Genomic DNA, 16,409 nt, shown 5'->3' with positions numbered 1-16,409 from the left:
GCGCGGGTCAGGCGTGACGCGGCGCGCCGGTTTCGGCGGAGGGACCGGGCAGCGGGCTGGCAAACAGCGGCGCGAGGTCCAGGTGCTGGGCGGCGGCGGCCGGGGCCACCTGCCAGGGCAGCTCGCCCAGCAGCGGCGCGTCCAGCGCGTCCTGCAGCGTGACGATGTTCTCGGTGGGCAGCAGCATGTCCGGGTCGATGCGGTTGGCGATCCAGCCGGCCAGCTTCAGCCCGCGCGCACGTACCGCCTCGGCGGTCAGCATCGCGTGGCTCAGGCAGCCCAGCCGCACGCCCACCACCATGATCACGGGCAGGTCCAGCATCACGGCCAGGTCGGCGGTGGTCCACCGCACGGCGCCCACGTCCAGCGGCACCACAAAGCCGCCCACGCCCTCCACCACCACGGCGTCGGCCTTGCGGCGCAGCACCTCGAAGGCGTCGCGGATCGGGCCGCGCGTGATGCGCTCGCCCTCCAGCGCGGCGGCCAGGTGCGGCGACGCCGGCGTGCGGAAGAAGAACGGGCACATCTCTTCCTGCGGCACGATCACGGAGCCCGCCGCGCGCAACTGGTCGACGTCGTCGTTCTGCCAGCGGTCGTCCAGCCATTCGCCGCCGGCCGCCACGGGCTTCATGCCCACGGTGCTGTAGCCGGCGCCGTGCAGCGCGTGCAGCAGCGTGGCCGTGGCGTGCGTCTTGCCCACGCCGGTGTCGGTGCCCGTGACAAAGCAGGCAAAGCGCGCGGGACGGTGGGTTCGGATGGCAGTCATGCGGCCTCCCGTAGCACCTGCGGCGTGGCGCGGGCGATGGCGTCGAGCAGGCGCGCCACGTCGGCCGCCGTATGCGACGCCGACAGCGTGATGCGCAGCCGCGCCGTGCCGGCCGGCACCGTGGGCGGCCGGATCGCGCCCACGCGGATGCCTTCGGCCTCCAGCGCGGCGGACAGCGCCAGCGACGCGGCGTTGTCGCCCACGATCAGCGGCTGGATCGCCGTGTCGCTCGCGCCCAGCGTCCACCCTGCACGCGCGGCCAGGCCCGCCAGCCCGGCGCGCAACTGCGCGATCAGGTTAGCCAGATGGGCGCGGCGGCTGCGGCCTTCCTCGCCGCCGATGATCTCCAGGCTCGTCAGCAGCGCGTGCGCCACGGCCGGCGGCGCGGCCGTCGTGTAGATATACGGGCGCGCCGTGTTGACCAGGTGCTCGACGATGGTCTCGTGCGCGGCCACGAACGCGCCAGCCACGCCAGCCGCCTTGCCCAGCGTGCCGATGTAGATCAGCCGCTCGGAGCGCAGCCCCAGGTGTTCCAGCACGCCCCGGCCGTGCGCGCCGAGCGCGGCAAAGCCGTGCGCGTCGTCGACCACGATCCACGCGTCGTGGCGCTCGGCCAGCGCCAGCAGCGCGGCCAGCGGCGCGATGTCGCCGTCCATGCTGAACACGCTGTCGGTGACAATCAGCTTCAGCGTGCCCTGGCTGGCCTGCAGCAGTGCGTCCAGCGCCTGCACGTCGCCGTGCGGATAGCGTTGCACGTCGGCCCGGGCCAGCCGCGCGCCGTCGATCAGCGACGCATGGTTCAGCGCCTCGCAGAACAGCGTCGCCCCGGCCGTGCCCAGCGCGGTCAGCACCGCCAGGTTGGCCATGTAGCCGGTGCAGAAGTACAGCGCCTGCGCCTGCGGGATGTGCGGCGCCAGCCAGCGCGCCAGTTCGTGTTCCAGCTGCGCGTGCGCCAGCGAATGGCCGCTGACCAGGTGCGACGCGCCGCTGCCGGCGCCGTAGCGATGCGCGCCCTCGGCCAGCGCGTGGGCGATCGACGCATGGTCGGCCAGCCCCAGGTAGTCGTTGCTGCAGAACGTCAGCAGCGGCGTGGGCGTGGCGTCGACGGCGCCTACCGACTGATGCGGCGCGCAGGCCGTGTGGGCGATGCGGCGGCGGCGCGTCAGCGACTGCGCCTCGCGCTCGGCGGCGGCGCGCTTCAGGTGGTCAAGCAGCATGGCGAACCTCCTGCGCGGCGCCGATCACCGCGTGCAGCGTGGCACGCAACTGGTCGCCCAGCCACGCCGCCAGCGCGGCATCGAACACGTACGGCGGCATCACGTACAGCGTATGGCCAATCGGCCGGACCAGCACGCCGTGCGCGCGCGCGGCCAGGTGGAAGCGCGCGGCAAAGTCGGGGCCGGCGGCGGCCGGGTCGATGTCGGCCGCCCAGATCAGGCCGCGCTGGCGCACGTTCGTCACGCGCGGGTCGGCGGCGATGCCGGCCATGGCGTCGGCCAGCCACTGCGCGCGCTCGCGGTTGCGGGCCAGCACGTCGTCCTGCGCGAACAGGTCCAGCGTGGCCAGCGCCGCGCGGCACGCCAGCGGGTTGCCCGTGTACGAGTGCGAATGGAGGAAGCTGCGCGCGATGTCGTCGGCCACGAACGCGCGCTGCACCTCGGGCCGCGACAGCACCAGCGACAGCGGCAAGTAGCCGCCCGTGATGCCCTTGGACAGGCACAGGAAATCGGGCCAGCCATGCGCCGGCACCGGGTCGCCGCCGCGCGCCTGTTCCCAGGCGAAGAACGTGCCGGTGCGGCCGCAGCCCACCGCGATCTCGTCGGCGATCAGGTGCACGCGGTAGCGGTCGCACAGCGCGCGGGCGCCGTCCAGGTACGACGGGTCGTACATCGCCATGCCGGCCGCGCCCTGCACCAGCGGCTCGACGATCAGCGCGGCGATCTGGCCGGCGCGCTCGCGCAGCAGCGCTTCGAGCGCGGCCAGCGCTCGGGCGGCCACGTCGGCCGGCGTCTCGGCACCCACGGCCTGGCGCGCATCGGGCGACATCACCACGTGGGCGCGGCGCGTGAGCGGGTCGTAGGCGTCGCGGAAGATCTCCACGTCGGTCACGGCCAGCGCGCCCACCGTCTCGCCGTGGTAGCCGTGGCGCAGGCAGACGAACTCGCGCTTGGCCGACAGGCCCGTGTTGCGCCAGTAGTGAAAGCTCATCTTCAGCGCGATCTCGACGGCCGACGCGCCGTCGGACGCGTAGAACGCATGGCCCAGCGCGCCGCCGGTCAGCGCCGACAGGCGCTCGGCCAGCTCCACGGCCGGCGCGTGCGTGCAGCCGGCCAGCATCACGTGTTCCAGCGTCTGCAACTGCCGGGTCAGCGCCGCGTTGATGGCCGGGTTGGCGTGGCCGAACAGGTTGACCCACCACGAGCTGATGGCGTCGAAATAGCGGCGGCCGTCGGTATCGACCAGCCACGGGCCGTCACCGCTGGCAATGGCCAGCGGCGGCTCGTTGGCCGAAGCGTCGGGACGCAGCCGCGTGCAGGGATGCCAGACGGCGCGCTGGCTGCGCGCCGCGAGCGTGGCATCGCCCGTCGCGGATTGGGGGACAGGATGTGTCATGGGACCCTCCTTGGATAAGCCATGACCCGCCACGCCGGGCACGGCAGCGGCTGCCGGGGCGGTGCGGGATCGGGGGAGGCTCATGGTAGGAAGGTCCTTGGACGGTTGGCAAATCGCGTGGCGCTGGCCGTTTGGCGTCGCGTTAGGCGAGGTTGGGCGATGTTCGGGGCGCTGGTGGCGAGTGTGGCACCTGGGTGGACGGCTTTTGCGTGTAACGTCGGCCAAGATTTCGTGATGACCGGGGCGCTGGCCCTCTCCCCCAGCCACATCGGCATGACTGCCGCCGCGGGCTGACCTGGGAGCGGGCTGGCATCGCCATCACCGGCCTACACCTTCCACGCCGGTGCGCGCTTTTCCAGGAACGACCGCACGCCGTCGCGGCCTTCATCCGAGGCGCGGATGGCGGCGATGCGGTTGGCGGTGTCGGCCAGCAGGTCGCTGTCGATGGGGCGGCCAGACACTTCCTGCACCAGGCGCTTGCTCTCGCGCACGGCGTTGGGGCTGTTGGCGGCCAGTGTGGCGGCGATCTCGGCCACTTTCTCGTCCAGGTCCTGCGGCGGCACCACGGCGTGGACAAAGCCCAGGCGCAGCGCCTCGGCGGCGTCGAACCGTTCGGCCGTGATGAAGTAGCGACGCGCGGCCTGCTCGCCCATCGCGCGGATCACGTACGGGCTGATGGTGGCCGGCAGCAGGCCCAGCCGGGCCTCGGACAGGCAGAAGTTGGCCGTTGCCGACGCCACGGCGATGTCGCACGCGGCCACCAGGCCCATGCCGCCGGCGTAGGTATCGCCCTGCACGCGCGCGATCACGGGCTTGGGGCAGATCCAGACCGTGTGCAGCATCTGGGCCAGGGTCAGGGCGTCGGCGCGGTTCTCGTCGTCCGAGTAGCCGGCCATCTTCTTCATCCAGTTCAGGTCCGCGCCGGCGCAGAACGCCGGGCCGTTGCCGGCCAGCACGATGGCGCGCACCTCGGGCGTGTCGCCCAGCGCGCGGAAGGCGCCGGTCAGTTCGGCAATCACGGTCTCGTTGAACGCGTTGCGCACGTCGGGCCGGTTCAGCGTGACCGTGGCAACGTGGCGCTCGGCCGTCACGGTCAGGGTGGTGAATTGCATGGTTCTGTCTCCGGTAGATCGGTCGTGATCAGGATGCCTGGCCGGCGGGCCGGCCCCGGACCGGCAGCGCCCGCTCGGGCAGTTCGTCGAACGGCAGCCCCAGGTGGCGGAAGAACGCCTCTACCTCGGGCAGCCACAGCGCCACGCCGGCGCGGTTGCTGAACAGCCGGTGCGAGTCGCCCTCGAACTCGCCCACGTCGACAAAGCGCGCATCGGCAGCCGGGCCGCGCGCGTTGGCCTTGTAGCTGTTGAACATGCGCTCGGGCAGCGGCCACGGCCAGTAGCTGTCGTTGGCGCCGTAGATCCACAGCGACGGGTAGCGCGCGCCGCGCCCGTAGTCGCCGAACGCGTCGATCAGGTTGTTCTCCCAGCCCACGCAGTTGTCGTTGCGCAGGCCGCCCGCGAAATTGACCACGCCCAGCACGCCGGGGTAGCCAATGGCCGACAGCGCCATGGTCGACAGCCCGCCGTGCGACTGGCCCAGCACCACGATGCGCGCCGGATCGACGTAGGGCTGCTGCGCCAGGTAGTCCAGCGCCGCCACCACGTCCTCGGCCTGCATCATGCCGTTGCCGCGCACGTCGCAGCTACCGCCCACGTACTGGCCGCCCGATTTCGAGAAGCCCTGGCGCATGGGCAGCGCCACCACGTAGCCGCGCCGCACGAACTCGGCCGATTGCGCCGCAAAGCGCGCCCGGCCCTGGAACGCGGGCTTGCCCGGCGACTTGCCGTGGTTGATCACCACGAGCGGGAACGGGCCGTCGCCGGCCGGGCGGATGATCGTCGTCTCCAGGTCCACGGTGGCCTGCGCGTTCACCTTCGGCACCATCACCACCTGCTCCACGGCCTGCGGCGGCAGCGCGGCCTGGGCGGCGGCGGGGCCGCACCCGGCAAGGCCGGCCAGCGCGGCCAGCGTGGCCAGCGCGCGGTGCAGGGAGGGAACAGCTCGGGACATGACGACGACCAACCTTCCAGTCAAATTCGATGACCAACGTTAAGGGCCACGCCCGGCATCACATGCGGAAGACGCCGAACTTCATCTCGCCGATCGGCGCGTTCAGGCTGGCCGACAGGCCCAGCCCCAGCACCGTGCGGGTCTGGGCCGGGTCGATCACGCCGTCGTCCCAGAGCCGCGCGCTGGCGTAGTACGGATGGCCCTGGCGCTCGTACTGGTCGCGGATCGGCGCCTTGAACGCCTCTTCGTCGCCGGGGCTCCACTGGCCGCCCTTGGCCTCGATGCCATCGCGGCGCACCGTCGCCAGCACGCTCGCGGCCTGCTCGCCACCCATCACCGAGATCCGCGCGTTCGGCCACATCCACAGGAAGCGCGGCGAATAGGCCCGCCCGCACATGCCGTAGTTGCCGGCCCCGAACGAGCCGCCGATGATCACCGTGAACTTGGGCACCTGCGCCGTGGCAACAGCCGTGACCATCTTGGCGCCGTTGCGCGCGATGCCCTCGTTCTCGTACTTGCGGCCGACCATGAAGCCCGTGATGTTCTGCAGGAACACCAGCGGAATCTTGCGCTGGCAGCACAGTTCGATGAAGTGCGCGCCCTTCAACGCCGATTCCGAGAACAGGATGCCGTTGTTGGCCACGATGCCCACCGGGTAGCCCCAGATCCGCGCGAAGCCGCAGACCAGCGTGGTGCCGTAGCGGGCCTTGAACTCGTCGAACTCGGAGCCGTCGACAATGCGCGCGATGACCTCGCGCACGTCGTACGGCTTGCGCGTGTCGGTGGGGATCACGCCGTACAGTTCCTCCACCGGGTACAGCGGCTCCACCGGTTCGTGCAGGCGGATCTGGTCCGGCTTGCGGCGGTTCAGGTGCTGGACGATGTTGCGCGCCAGCGAGAGCGCGTGATGATCGTTCTGGGCAAAGTAGTCGGCCACGCCGGACAGCCGCGTGTGCACGTCGGCGCCGCCCAGGTCCTCGGCGCTCACTTCCTCGCCGGTGGCCGCCTTCACCAGCGGCGGGCCGCCCAGGAAGATCGTGCCCTGGTTCTTGACGATGATCGACTCGTCGCTCATGGCCGGCACGTAGGCGCCACCGGCCGTGCACGACCCCATCACCACGGCAATCTGCGGAATGCCTTGCGCCGACAGGTTGGCCTGGTTGTAGAAGATGCGGCCGAAGTGGTCGCGGTCCGGGAACACGTCGTCCTGGTTGGGCAGGTTGGCACCGCCCGAATCGACCAGGTAGATGCACGGCAGGTGGTTCTGCTCGGCAATCTCCTGCGCGCGGATGTGCTTCTTGACCGTCATCGGGTAGTACGTGCCGCCCTTGACCGTGGCGTCGTTGCAGACGATCACGCATTCCTGGCCGGCCACGCGGCCGATGCCGGTGATGATGCCGGCGCCCGGCGCGGCGTCGTCGTACATGCCGTAGGCGGCAAGTTGCGACAGTTCCAGGAACGGCGTGCCGGGGTCCAGCAGTTGCTGCACGCGGTCGCGCGGCAGCAGCTTGCCACGGCCCAGGTGCTTGTTGCGGGCATCCTCGCCGCCCCCTTCGGCCAGCCTGGCGATTTTCTGACGCAGGTCCGCCACCAGCGCCTGCATGGTCTCGGCGTTGGCCTTGAACGATTCCGAGCGTGCGTTCAGTTTGGTTTCCAGCGTGGGCATGTCTCTTCCTGTGGATGCTTGTTGTCTAGCCTGTTCCTGCCGGGTCCGGGGCGGGCGGTGCGGTCAGTCCGGCTCCCGGACCGTGCCGTCGACGTAGAGCCAGCGCGCCGGCGTGCCCGGCTCGCGCGGCTCGAAGACGAAGCGGCTCAGTTCCTCCAGCCGATGGGCGCGCCCGCCCACCTTGTAGCGCGCCACGAAGGCCACCGTGGCGTGGGTGTCGTCCTGCTGCGCGTGCGAGCGCACCGTCAGCCCCAGCCAGCGCGTGCCCGGATCGGGCGACAGGTCGTCGGGGCAGGTGGACACATGCCAGGTCTGGCGCAGCCAGCCTGCGTCGCCCAGCACGTAGGCGCTGTAGCGCGAGCGCATCAGCGCCTCGGCCGTCTGCGGCATGGCCTCGCCGCGATGAAAGCGGCCGCAGCACGAGGCGTAGGCGCCGTTGCCGCACGGGCACGGCTCGCTGGCGGCGCCGGCCGCGCGCTTCCTGGTCATCCGAGCAGCTCCGGCAGGTCGCGCATGTCGGTGAACACGGTCCGCACGCCGGTGGCGCGCAGCGCGTCGGCATCCGTGCGGGCGGCGTAGCCGAACACGGTCATGCCGGCCGCCACGCCGGCCGTGGCGCCGGTGGGGCTGTCCTCGATCACCGCGCAGCGCGCCGGGTCCACATTCATGGTGCGGGCGGCCAGCAGGTAGACGTCGGGCGCCGGCTTGCTGTGCTCCACCTCGCTGGCCGTGAAGATGTGCTCGCGCGTGTCGTCGGTGAACAGGTCCAGCAGCGCCGTGTGCGTGAGTTGGAGCTTGACCTTGATGCGGTCCGCGCCGGACGCCACGCACACGGGCAGGCCGCGCGCCTTGATCGCCTCGATGGTCTGGCGGATGTGCGGCACGGCCTCCAGTTCCTCGATCAGCGCGGCGTCGCGGCGCACGAACCATTCGGACAGAAAGTTGCGCGGCAGCGGCTTGCCGAGGCGGGCCTCGATGTTGCCGAGTTCGTCGCGCACGGCGCGCCCGAGGAACCATTGCATCGATTCCTCCAGCGTGATCTCGATGCCGAGTTCGTTGAGCACGCGGTTCAGCACGCGATGGACGATCGGCTCGCTGTCGACGAGCACGCCGTCGCAGTCGAAGATCACGCAATCGAAACGGGCGGCCTGGTTTGCTGCGGTCATGCGGGTTTCTTTTCCTTGGAAAGTTCGTTGCCGCCGACGGCGCGCAGTTCGGTCTGCCGCCGGCTCTTCAGGTGGGCCTCGACCTGCTCGAAGCGGTCGAAGCCCCAGAACGGCTCGCCGTCGATGATCACGAACGGCGACCCGAACACGCCCTTGGCCATCGCCACGTCGATCTCGGCCTTGAGCTGGTCCTTGATCTGGTAGCTCGTGGCGCCTTCGTTCATCGCCACCGGGTCGATGCCCAGCGCCTCGGCCAGCCTGCCCAGCTCGGCCGGCTCGGCGATGTTCAGGTCGTCGACGAACAGCGCGCGGTACACGGCCTTGGCAAAGCTGGCGGCCAGGTCGGCGCCGTGGTGGTTCTGCAGCCAGAGCATGGCGCGGGCGGCGTGCTGCGTGGGCAGCGGGAAGTGCGTGGGGCGCTTGTACTCGATGCCGTGGAACTGCGCGGTGCGCTCGAAATCGCGCCAGCAGTACTCGCCCTTGAGCGGGATGGACGGCAGCGGCGACGAGCCCGTGGTCTTGAACACCACGCCCAGCAGCACCGGGTGCCACAGCACGCCGCGCCCGTACTTCTGCGCGAGTTCGTCGATGCGGGTGCTGGCAAAGTAGCCGTAGGGCGAGGAGAAATCGAAGTAGAAGTCGATGGGGGCGGTCATCGCAGGGGGCTCCGGTTCGGGTACGACGGCGTGGACGGGGACGGTTTCAACGGGACGGCGGGTACATCATCCTAGCGCGCGGGCGATCAGGATCTTCTGGATGTCGCTGGTGCCCTCGTAGATCTGGCACACGCGCACATCCCGGTAGATCCGCTCGACCGGGAAATCGTTCACATAACCGTAGCCGCCGAACACCTGGATGGCGTCCGAGCACACGCGCTCGGCCATCTCGCTGGCGAACAGCTTGGCCATGGCGGCCTCCTTGAGGCAGGGGCGGCCGGCGTCCTTGAGCGACGCGGCGTGCCAGACCATCTGGCGGGCCACCTCGATCTGCGTGGCCATGTCGGCCAGCCGGAACTGCACGGCCTGGTGCTGGAACAGCGGCTGGCCGAAGCTCTCGCGCTCCCTGGCATAGGCCAGCGCCGCCTCGAACGCCGCGCGCGCCATGCCGATGCTTTGCGACGCAATGCCGATGCGCCCGCCTTCGAGCCCGGACAGCGCCATCTTGTAGCCGGCGCCCTCCTCGCCCAGCAGGCAGCCGGCCGGGATGCGGCAGTCCTCGAACACGATCTGCGCGGTGTCCGACGAGTGCTGGCCCAGCTTGTCCTCCAGCCGCGCGACGATGTAGCCGGGCGTGGACGTGGGCACCAGGAACGCGCTGATGCCGCGCTTGCCGGCCGCCTTGTCGGTCACGGCCATCACGATCGCCACGTCGGCATGCTTGCCGCTGGTGATGAACTGCTTCACGCCGTTCAGCACGTAGTGGTCGCCGTCGCGCGTGGCCGTGGTGCGCAGCGCGGCGGCGTCGGAGCCCACGTGCGGCTCGGTCAGGCAGAACGCGCCGAGCATCTCGCCCCGGGCCAGCGGCACCAGCCACTGCTGCTTCTGCGCGTCGCTGGCGAAGGCCATCAGCATGCTGCACACCGGGCAGTTGTTGACGCTGATGACGGTGGACGTGCCGCCGTCGCCGGCCGCGATTTCCTCCAGGATCAGCGCCAGCGACAGGTAGTCGAGCCCGGCGCCGCCCAGTTCCTCGGGCACGGCCACGCCGTAGGCGCCCAGGCGCGCCAGTTCGCGGTGCACGTCCTTGGGAAAGGTCTTGTCGCGGTCCCACTGGGCGGCCTGCGGGGCGATGACGTCCTGCGCGAACTGGCGCACGGCGTCGCGGATCATTTCCTGTTCGGGGGTCAGCAGCATGGGCGTCGGGCCTTACCAGGGGATGGGCGAGCCATCGTAGTTGTGAAAGCTGCCATTGTCGTGATGCGTCAGGCCGGCCAGCGTGCGGCGCATGCCGGCCACGCTCTGCTGCGGCTTCAGGTCGGCGTTGGGGCCGCCCATGTCGGTCTGGACCCAGCCCGGATGCAGCGCCACGCAGATGGCGTGCCGCGCGTCCAGCGACACGGCCTTGACCACCGCGTTGGCGGCGGCCTTGCTGACGCGGTACATCCAGGCGGCATTGCTTTCCATGCCGCCAATACTGCCCATCTTCGACGACAGCACGGCCAGCACGCCGCCCCGGCCGTGGTTGCCGGTCTCGACGAACGGCAGCACCAGCGGCAGCGCCATCATCGGGCCCAGCACGTTGGTGTGCATCACGGCGTCGAAGTCCTGCCGCGACACGGGCTGCGCGCCTTCCGTGCGCGGGCCGATCACGCCGGCGTTGTAGATCGCCACGTCAAAGCTCTCGCCGTCGAGCTTCCAGCCCAGGCCGGCCACCTGGCCGGCGTCGGTCAGGTCCACCTGGTGGGCCTCGGCGCCCAGCGCCGCCAGCGCGGCGACGCCTTCGGCGCTGCGCGCGGCGGCCACCACGCGCCAGCCATCGGCGCGGTACTGCCGGACGAATTCGAGACCGAGACCCCGGGAAGCCCCAAGGACGAGCGCGGTAGGCATGGCGAGACTCCAGCAGGTTGCGGGAAAGATGCGGTCAGACGATTTCGATGCCGACGGCCGTGGCTTCGCCGCCGCCGATGCACAGGCTGGCCACGCCGCGCTTGCCGCCGGTCTTGCGCAGCGCGCCGATCAGCGTGGTCATGATGCGCGCCCCGGACGCCCCGATGGGGTGCCCCAGCGCGCACGCGCCGCCGTGAATGTTCACCTTGTCGTGCGGAATCTTGAGGTCGTGCATCGCCGCCATCGGTACGACGGCGAACGCTTCGTTGATCTCGAACAGGTCCACGCTGTCGGTGGTCCAGTCCAGCTTGCGGTAGAGCCTGGCGATGGCCTCCACCGGGGCCGTGGTGAACCAGCCCGGCGCCTGGGCGTACGAGGTGTGGCCCAGCATGCGCGCCAGCGGCTGCAGGCCCAGTTGCTTCGCGGTGGATTCGCGCATCATCACCAGCGCGGCGGCGCCGTCGTTGATCGACGACGAAGACGCGGCCGTGATGGTGCCGTCCTTGGCAAAGGCCGGCTTCAGCGACGGGATCTTGTCCACCTTGATGCGGCGCGGGCCCTCGTCGGTGTCGATCACCGTGTCGCCGCCCTTGCCCGAAACCGTCACCGGGGCGATTTCCCAGCGGAAGTCGCCGGACTCGGTGGCCCGCTGCGCGCGGCGCACCGATTCCATCGCAAAGGCGTCCTGCTGTTCGCGCGTGAACTGGTACTTGGCGGCGCAGTCCTCGCCGAACGTGCCCATGGCGCGGCCCCCGCCTTTCTCGTCACGAATGTAGGCGTCTTCCAGCCCGTCCAGCATCATGTGGTCGTAGATCATGCCGTGGCCGATGCGGTAGCCGCCCCGGCCCTTGGGGATCAGGTACGGCGCGTTGGTCATGCTTTCCATGCCGCCGGCCACGGCGACGTCGAACGATCCGGCCAGCAGGCCGTCGTAGACCGACATGGCCGCGCGCATGCCCGACCCGCACATCTTGTTGACCGTCGTGCATGCCACGTCGAGCGGCAGCCCGGCGCCCAGCGCGGCCTGCCGCGCCGGTGCCTGGCCCTGCCCGGCGGGCAGCACGCATCCGAAGACCACCTCCTGCACCTGCTCCGGCCGGATACCGGCCCGCTCCACGGCCGCGCGGATGGCCGCCGCGCCAAGCTGGGGCGCCGTCAGGCTGGCCAGCTCGCTCTGGAACGCGCCCATCGGGGTGCGCGCCGCGGAAACGATGACGATGGGATCGCTGGAAGGATGTTGCATGTCGGTGTCTCCTCGGAGGCCCGGTCCGGGCCTCGACTGGTGGATCAGCGGATCGATGCCTGGGGGGGCTCGCCGTACTGCTGCAGCGCCGCGGCGGTCTGGGCCTGCAGTTCGTCGTTGTTGCTGGCGGCCATGCCCAGGTCGCGCAGCAGGCCGTCGGACACGCCGTAGATCCAGCCGTGCACGGTCACCTGCTGGCCGCGTGCCCAGGCGTCCTGCAGCACGGTGCTCTGGCAGACGTTGTTGACCTGCTCGATCACGTTCAGCTCGCACAGGCGCGTGTGGGCGTCGTCCTCGCGCAGCACGGTGCCCAGGTAGGCCGCGTGCTTGTCGGCCACGTCGCGCACGTGGCGCAGCCAGTTGTCGCACAGGCCCACGCGCTCGCGCTTGAGCGCCACCTTGACGCCGCCGCAGCCGTAGTGGCCCACCACGGTGATGTGGCGCACCTTGAGCACCTCGACCGCGAACTGGATCACCGACAGCGCGTTCAGGTCGCTGTGCGAGATCACATTGGCGATATTGCGATGGACGAACACCTCGCCCGGGGCCAGCCCCAGGATCTGGTTGGCCGGCACGCGCGAATCGGAGCAGCCGATCCACAGGTACTCGGGCGCCTGCTGGTTGGCCAGGCGGGTGAAGAAGGCCGGGTCTTCCGCGTTGACGCGGTCCACCCATTCGCGGTTGTTGCGGAACAGCTGGGCGATGGCGTCACTCATGCTGCCCTCCTTGCGTGGTCGGTTGTTGCGGCACCGTAGCGGTGGATGAAGCGGATGTGTTGTGGATAGGCAAAGACATCGTGAAAATGGCCGGCCAGCAGCCGGTCCTTGTGTTGCTGCCACATGGCGGCGTCAAAGAAATCGGGATGGTGCCGCAGGAACGCGGCGCGCACGCGGTCATCCCCGAGCAGGAACGTGCGAAAGGTTTCCGGAAAGATGTCGTGCGGACGTACGGTGTACCACACCTCGCCGGACATTTCCTCTTCCTCGTTGCGCGGCTCGGGCACGCGGCGGATGTTGCAGTCGGTCAGGTACTCGATCTCGTCGTAGTCGTAGAACACCACGCGGCCGTGCCGCGTGACGCCGAAGTTCTTGTAGAGCATGTCGCCGGGGAAGATGTTGGCGGCCATCAGCTCCTTGATGGCGTCGCCGTACTCGCGCACGCCGTGGTCCACCTGGGCGTCGGTGCCGTCCTGCAGCCAGATGTTCAGCGGCGTCATGCGGCGCTCGATGTACAGGTGCCGCACGACGATTTCCTCGCTGCCGTCGGGCGCGCGCTGGCGCTCCAGCATCGACGGCACGTGCTGCTCCAGCTCGCGCACCAGCGCCTCGTCGAAGCGGGACAGCGGGAAGGCCACGTCCGAATACTCCAGCGTATCGGCCATGCGGCCCACGCGGTCGTGCCGCTTGACCAGCTGGTACTTGGCTTCCACCTGGGCGCGCGTGGTCTCCTTGGGCGGCGCGAAGGCGTCGCGGATCACCTTGAACACGTACGGGAACGACGGTAGCGTGAACACCAGCATCACCAGCCCCCGGATGCCGGGCGCCACGATGAACTTGTCCGACGAATGCTGCAGATGGTGCAGGAAGTCGCGGTAGAACAGGTTCTTGCCCTGCTTCTGCAGCCCCAGGCTGGTGTAGATCTCGGCGCGCGATTTGCGCGGCAGCAGGTCGCGCAGGAACGTGACGTAGGCCGACGGAATCTCCATGTCGACCAGAAAGTAGGCGTGCGTGAACGAGAACAGCACCAGCAACTGCTCGTGCTGCAGCAGCACCGTGTCCAGCACCAGCTTGCCCGACGCGCCATGGACGACCGGGATCGCCATCGGATAGGTCTGGTCGCCGTTCAGCACCCGGCCGATGATGAACGCCGACTTGTTGCGGTAGAACAGCGACGACAGCGTATGGACCTGGAAATTTGGCGCAACGGCGAAGTCGCCGGCGTGCTCGTCGATGGCGCGCAGCACGTAGCCAATGTCGCGCTTCAGGTCCTCGAACGGCACGTCGAGCTGGAGGTTGTGGACGATCCGCTCCAAGCAGGCCGCCATGCCGGCCCGGCTGCCCGGGTAGTAGGCGCGGTAGGTGGGCCGCGTGGGCGATTCCTCGTTCTCGATGTACTCGGTGGACAGCGCCGGCCGCACGAAGATGAAGTCGTTGTTGAAGTACGACCGGTGCAGGATCCGCGTGCAGACCGAATTGAAGAACGTCTCGGCCAGCTCGGGCTGGTGGTGGTTGGTCAGCAGGCCGATGTAGTGGAGCTTGATCTGCTGCCAGATATCGTCGGCGATGCGCCCGGCGTCGTATTGCGCCTGCAGGATCGCCACGGCTTCCTGCACGCGGTCGTTGTAGAACGCGATGCGGTCCCGCTGCAGCTTGCGCAGGCCGTGCCAGTCCGCGGCCTCGAAGCGCGCCTTGGCCTCGATGCCGGCGTCGCGGAACAGCCGGTAGTGCTTGTCGAAGCCGTCCAGCATGGTCCGCGCCACATCGTAGGCAATCTGCGACGACAGCAGCTTGGGAAAGTGGGACATGGCTCTCGAAGGGTTCCGGGGCGCGGCGGGAGGGTCTGCAGACGAAATTGTAATGGCGTTCGGGACTTCCCTTCGGGTCGCCCCGAGCGCCGTTTGCGTAACTTCTGTCCTTACATTGTTTCCGCGAACAACTCGCGGCCAATCAGCATGCGGCGGATTTCGGACGTACCGGCGCCAATCTCGTACAGCTTGGCGTCGCGCCAGAGCCGGCCCACCGGGTATTCGTTGATATAGCCGTTGCCGCCCAGGATCTGCACCGATTCACCGGCCATCCACGTGGCCTTCTCGGCCGTGTAGAGGATCACCGCGGCGCAGTCCTTGCGCACCTGGCGCACGTGGTCGGTGCCCAGCGCGTCGAGGTTCTTGCCCACGGTGTACAGGTAGCTGCGGGCCGCCTGCAGCGTCGTGTACATATCGGCCACCTTGCCCTGGATCAGCTGGAATTCGCCGATGCTCTGGCCGAACTGCTTGCGGTCGTGGATGTACGGCGTCACCACGTCCATGCACGCCTGCATGATGCCCACCGGGCCGCCCGACAGCACGGCGCGCTCGTAGTCCAGCCCGCTCATCAGCACCTTGGCGCCGCCGTTTTCGGCTCCCAGGATGTTCTCGACCGGCACTTCGACGTCCTGGAACACCAGTTCGCCCGTGTGCGAGCCGCGCATGCCGAGCTTGTCCAGCTTCTGCGCCACCGAGAACCCCTTCATGCCCTTTTCGACGATGAAGGCGGTCATGCCGCGCGCGCCCAGGTCTGGCTCGGTCTTGGCGTAGACCACCAGCACGTCGCAGTCCGGGCCGTTGGTGATCCACATCTTGGTGCCGTTCAGTACATAGCGGTCGCCCTTGAGATCGGCGCGCAGCTTCATGCTGACCACGTCGGACCCGGCGTTCGGCTCGCTCATCGCCAGCGCGCCGATCCAGTCGCCCGACACCAGCTTCGGCAGGTACTTCGCCTTCTGCGCAGCCGTGCCGTTGCGGTGGATCTGGTTCACGCAGAGGTTGGAGTGCGCGCCGTACGACAGCCCGACCGACGCCGACGCGCGGCTGATCTCCTCCATCGCGATCATGTGCGCCAGGTAGCCCATGTTGGCGCCGCCGTATTCCTCGGCCACGGTGATGCCCAGCACGCCGAGGTCACCCATCTTCTTCCAGGCGTCCATCGGGAACTGGTCGGTGCGGTCGATCTCGCCGGCGCGCGGCGCCAGCTCGGCCTGCGCCCAGTTGCGCACCGATTCGCGCAGCATCTCGATGTCTTCGCCGAGGTGGAATTTCAGGCCGGGGAGTTCGGTCATGGTTGGGTCTCCTGTTTGTCCGGATATTTTATTGACGTTTACGTAAACGTCAATTGGGGCCGACACGCGGGGCAGCGTGCGGCGGCGCGATCAGGCCGACTGCGTCTTGGGAGCGCCATGATGGCTCGCCAGCAGCGTCTTGCACTGGCGTTCGTGCTGGTCGATCTCGGCCAGCTGGGCCTGCAGGTCCTCCAGCTGGCGCTCCAGCGCGCCGCGGTGCTGGGCCAGCAGGTGCAGAAAACGTTCGAGCTGCGGCGCGGTGTCGCGCGGCGATTCGTAGAGATCCAGGATTTCGCGGATTTCGTTGAGAGTAAGCCCTAACCTTTTGCCGCGCAGCGTGAGCTTGAGGCGGGTGCGTTCCCGCCCGTTGTACACGCGCTTGCGTCCGCTGGGGCCTTCGCGGTCGGGTGACAACAGGCCTTGGTCCTCGTAGAACCGTATTGCGCGCGGCGTGATCTCGAATTCACGTGCCAGATCGGTGATCGAGTACGTGGCGGTGGATGGCTGAGCCGACATATGGCGTCCT

The 16,409-nt window shown here is 69.2% G+C and carries 16 protein-coding genes; all 16 read right to left on the bottom strand.

Annotated elements, in window-relative coordinates; all coding sequences use genetic code 11:
- Positions 1–7: 7 nt before the first annotated feature.
- The 16 genes from bioD to QTN24_RS18465 all read right to left on the bottom strand — a co-directional run bounded on the left by bioD (position 8) and on the right by QTN24_RS18465 (position 16,399).
- Entirely contained in the window at positions 8–766 is a 759-nt protein-coding gene (gene bioD / locus QTN24_RS18540; RefSeq protein WP_313838881.1) for a dethiobiotin synthase, read from the bottom strand.
- On the bottom strand, positions 763–1,983 hold the full coding sequence (bioF, locus tag QTN24_RS18535) for an 8-amino-7-oxononanoate synthase (protein WP_313838879.1): 1,221 nt from the start codon (positions 1,981–1,983) through the stop codon (positions 763–765). The genes bioD and bioF overlap by 4 nt, the downstream gene beginning before the upstream one ends.
- The gene (gene bioA / locus QTN24_RS18530; protein ID WP_313838877.1) at positions 1,973–3,379 is read right to left on the bottom strand and encodes an adenosylmethionine--8-amino-7-oxononanoate transaminase; all 1,407 of its coding nucleotides are present in this window, start codon (positions 3,377–3,379) and stop codon (positions 1,973–1,975) included. The genes bioF and bioA overlap by 11 nt, the downstream gene beginning before the upstream one ends.
- Before the next feature lie 326 nt (positions 3,380–3,705).
- Positions 3,706–4,491: an enoyl-CoA hydratase/isomerase family protein gene (locus QTN24_RS18525; RefSeq protein ID WP_124682703.1), complete on the bottom strand. Its 786-nt coding sequence runs from the start codon at positions 4,489–4,491 to the stop codon at positions 3,706–3,708.
- A gap of 28 nt (positions 4,492–4,519) precedes the next feature.
- A complete protein-coding gene (locus tag QTN24_RS18520) occupies positions 4,520–5,446 on the bottom strand; it encodes a CocE/NonD family hydrolase (protein WP_313838874.1) in 927 nt (308 codons plus the stop codon).
- Positions 5,447–5,504: 58 nt separating this feature from the next.
- The gene (locus QTN24_RS18515) at positions 5,505–7,112 is read right to left on the bottom strand and encodes a carboxyl transferase domain-containing protein (protein ID WP_124682705.1); all 1,608 of its coding nucleotides are present in this window, start codon (positions 7,110–7,112) and stop codon (positions 5,505–5,507) included.
- 63 nt (positions 7,113–7,175) lie between these two features.
- Entirely contained in the window at positions 7,176–7,601 is a 426-nt protein-coding gene (locus QTN24_RS18510; protein WP_313838871.1) for a YchJ family metal-binding protein, read from the bottom strand.
- Positions 7,598–8,278: an HAD family hydrolase gene (locus QTN24_RS18505; protein WP_124682707.1), complete on the bottom strand. Its 681-nt coding sequence runs from the start codon at positions 8,276–8,278 to the stop codon at positions 7,598–7,600. Before QTN24_RS18505 ends, QTN24_RS18510 begins: the two co-directional genes overlap by 4 nt.
- Positions 8,275–8,934, bottom strand: a complete 660-nt coding sequence (locus QTN24_RS18500) for a 2-hydroxychromene-2-carboxylate isomerase (protein ID WP_124682708.1) — start codon at positions 8,932–8,934, stop codon at positions 8,275–8,277. The genes QTN24_RS18505 and QTN24_RS18500 overlap by 4 nt, the downstream gene beginning before the upstream one ends.
- Before the next feature lie 66 nt (positions 8,935–9,000).
- On the bottom strand, positions 9,001–10,131 hold the full coding sequence (locus tag QTN24_RS18495; RefSeq protein ID WP_124682709.1) for an acyl-CoA dehydrogenase family protein: 1,131 nt from the start codon (positions 10,129–10,131) through the stop codon (positions 9,001–9,003).
- 12 nt (positions 10,132–10,143) lie between these two features.
- Entirely contained in the window at positions 10,144–10,824 is a 681-nt protein-coding gene (locus QTN24_RS18490) for an SDR family oxidoreductase (protein WP_313838867.1), read from the bottom strand.
- Between the two features lie 34 nt (positions 10,825–10,858).
- The gene (locus QTN24_RS18485; RefSeq protein WP_313838865.1) at positions 10,859–12,067 is read right to left on the bottom strand and encodes an acetyl-CoA C-acetyltransferase; all 1,209 of its coding nucleotides are present in this window, start codon (positions 12,065–12,067) and stop codon (positions 10,859–10,861) included.
- 44 nt (positions 12,068–12,111) lie between these two features.
- Positions 12,112–12,783: a carbonate dehydratase gene (gene can / locus QTN24_RS18480; RefSeq protein ID WP_124682712.1), complete on the bottom strand. Its 672-nt coding sequence runs from the start codon at positions 12,781–12,783 to the stop codon at positions 12,112–12,114.
- Positions 12,780–14,591, bottom strand: a complete 1,812-nt coding sequence (gene aceK / locus QTN24_RS18475; protein WP_313838862.1) for a bifunctional isocitrate dehydrogenase kinase/phosphatase — start codon at positions 14,589–14,591, stop codon at positions 12,780–12,782. Before aceK ends, can begins: the two co-directional genes overlap by 4 nt.
- Positions 14,592–14,701: 110 nt before the next feature.
- Complete coding sequence (locus tag QTN24_RS18470) at positions 14,702–15,883, bottom strand: isovaleryl-CoA dehydrogenase (RefSeq protein ID WP_124682714.1); 1,182 nt, start codon at positions 15,881–15,883, stop codon at positions 14,702–14,704.
- A 90-nt stretch (positions 15,884–15,973) separates the two neighbouring features.
- Positions 15,974–16,399, bottom strand: a complete 426-nt coding sequence (locus QTN24_RS18465) for a MerR family transcriptional regulator (protein ID WP_124682715.1) — start codon at positions 16,397–16,399, stop codon at positions 15,974–15,976.
- Positions 16,400–16,409: the final 10 nt, after the last annotated feature.

The organism is Cupriavidus sp. SZY C1, from assembly GCF_032190535.1.
Lineage (GTDB): Bacteria > Pseudomonadota > Gammaproteobacteria > Burkholderiales > Burkholderiaceae > Cupriavidus > Cupriavidus pauculus_C.
This window is presented reverse-complemented; position numbering and strand designations above follow the sequence as displayed.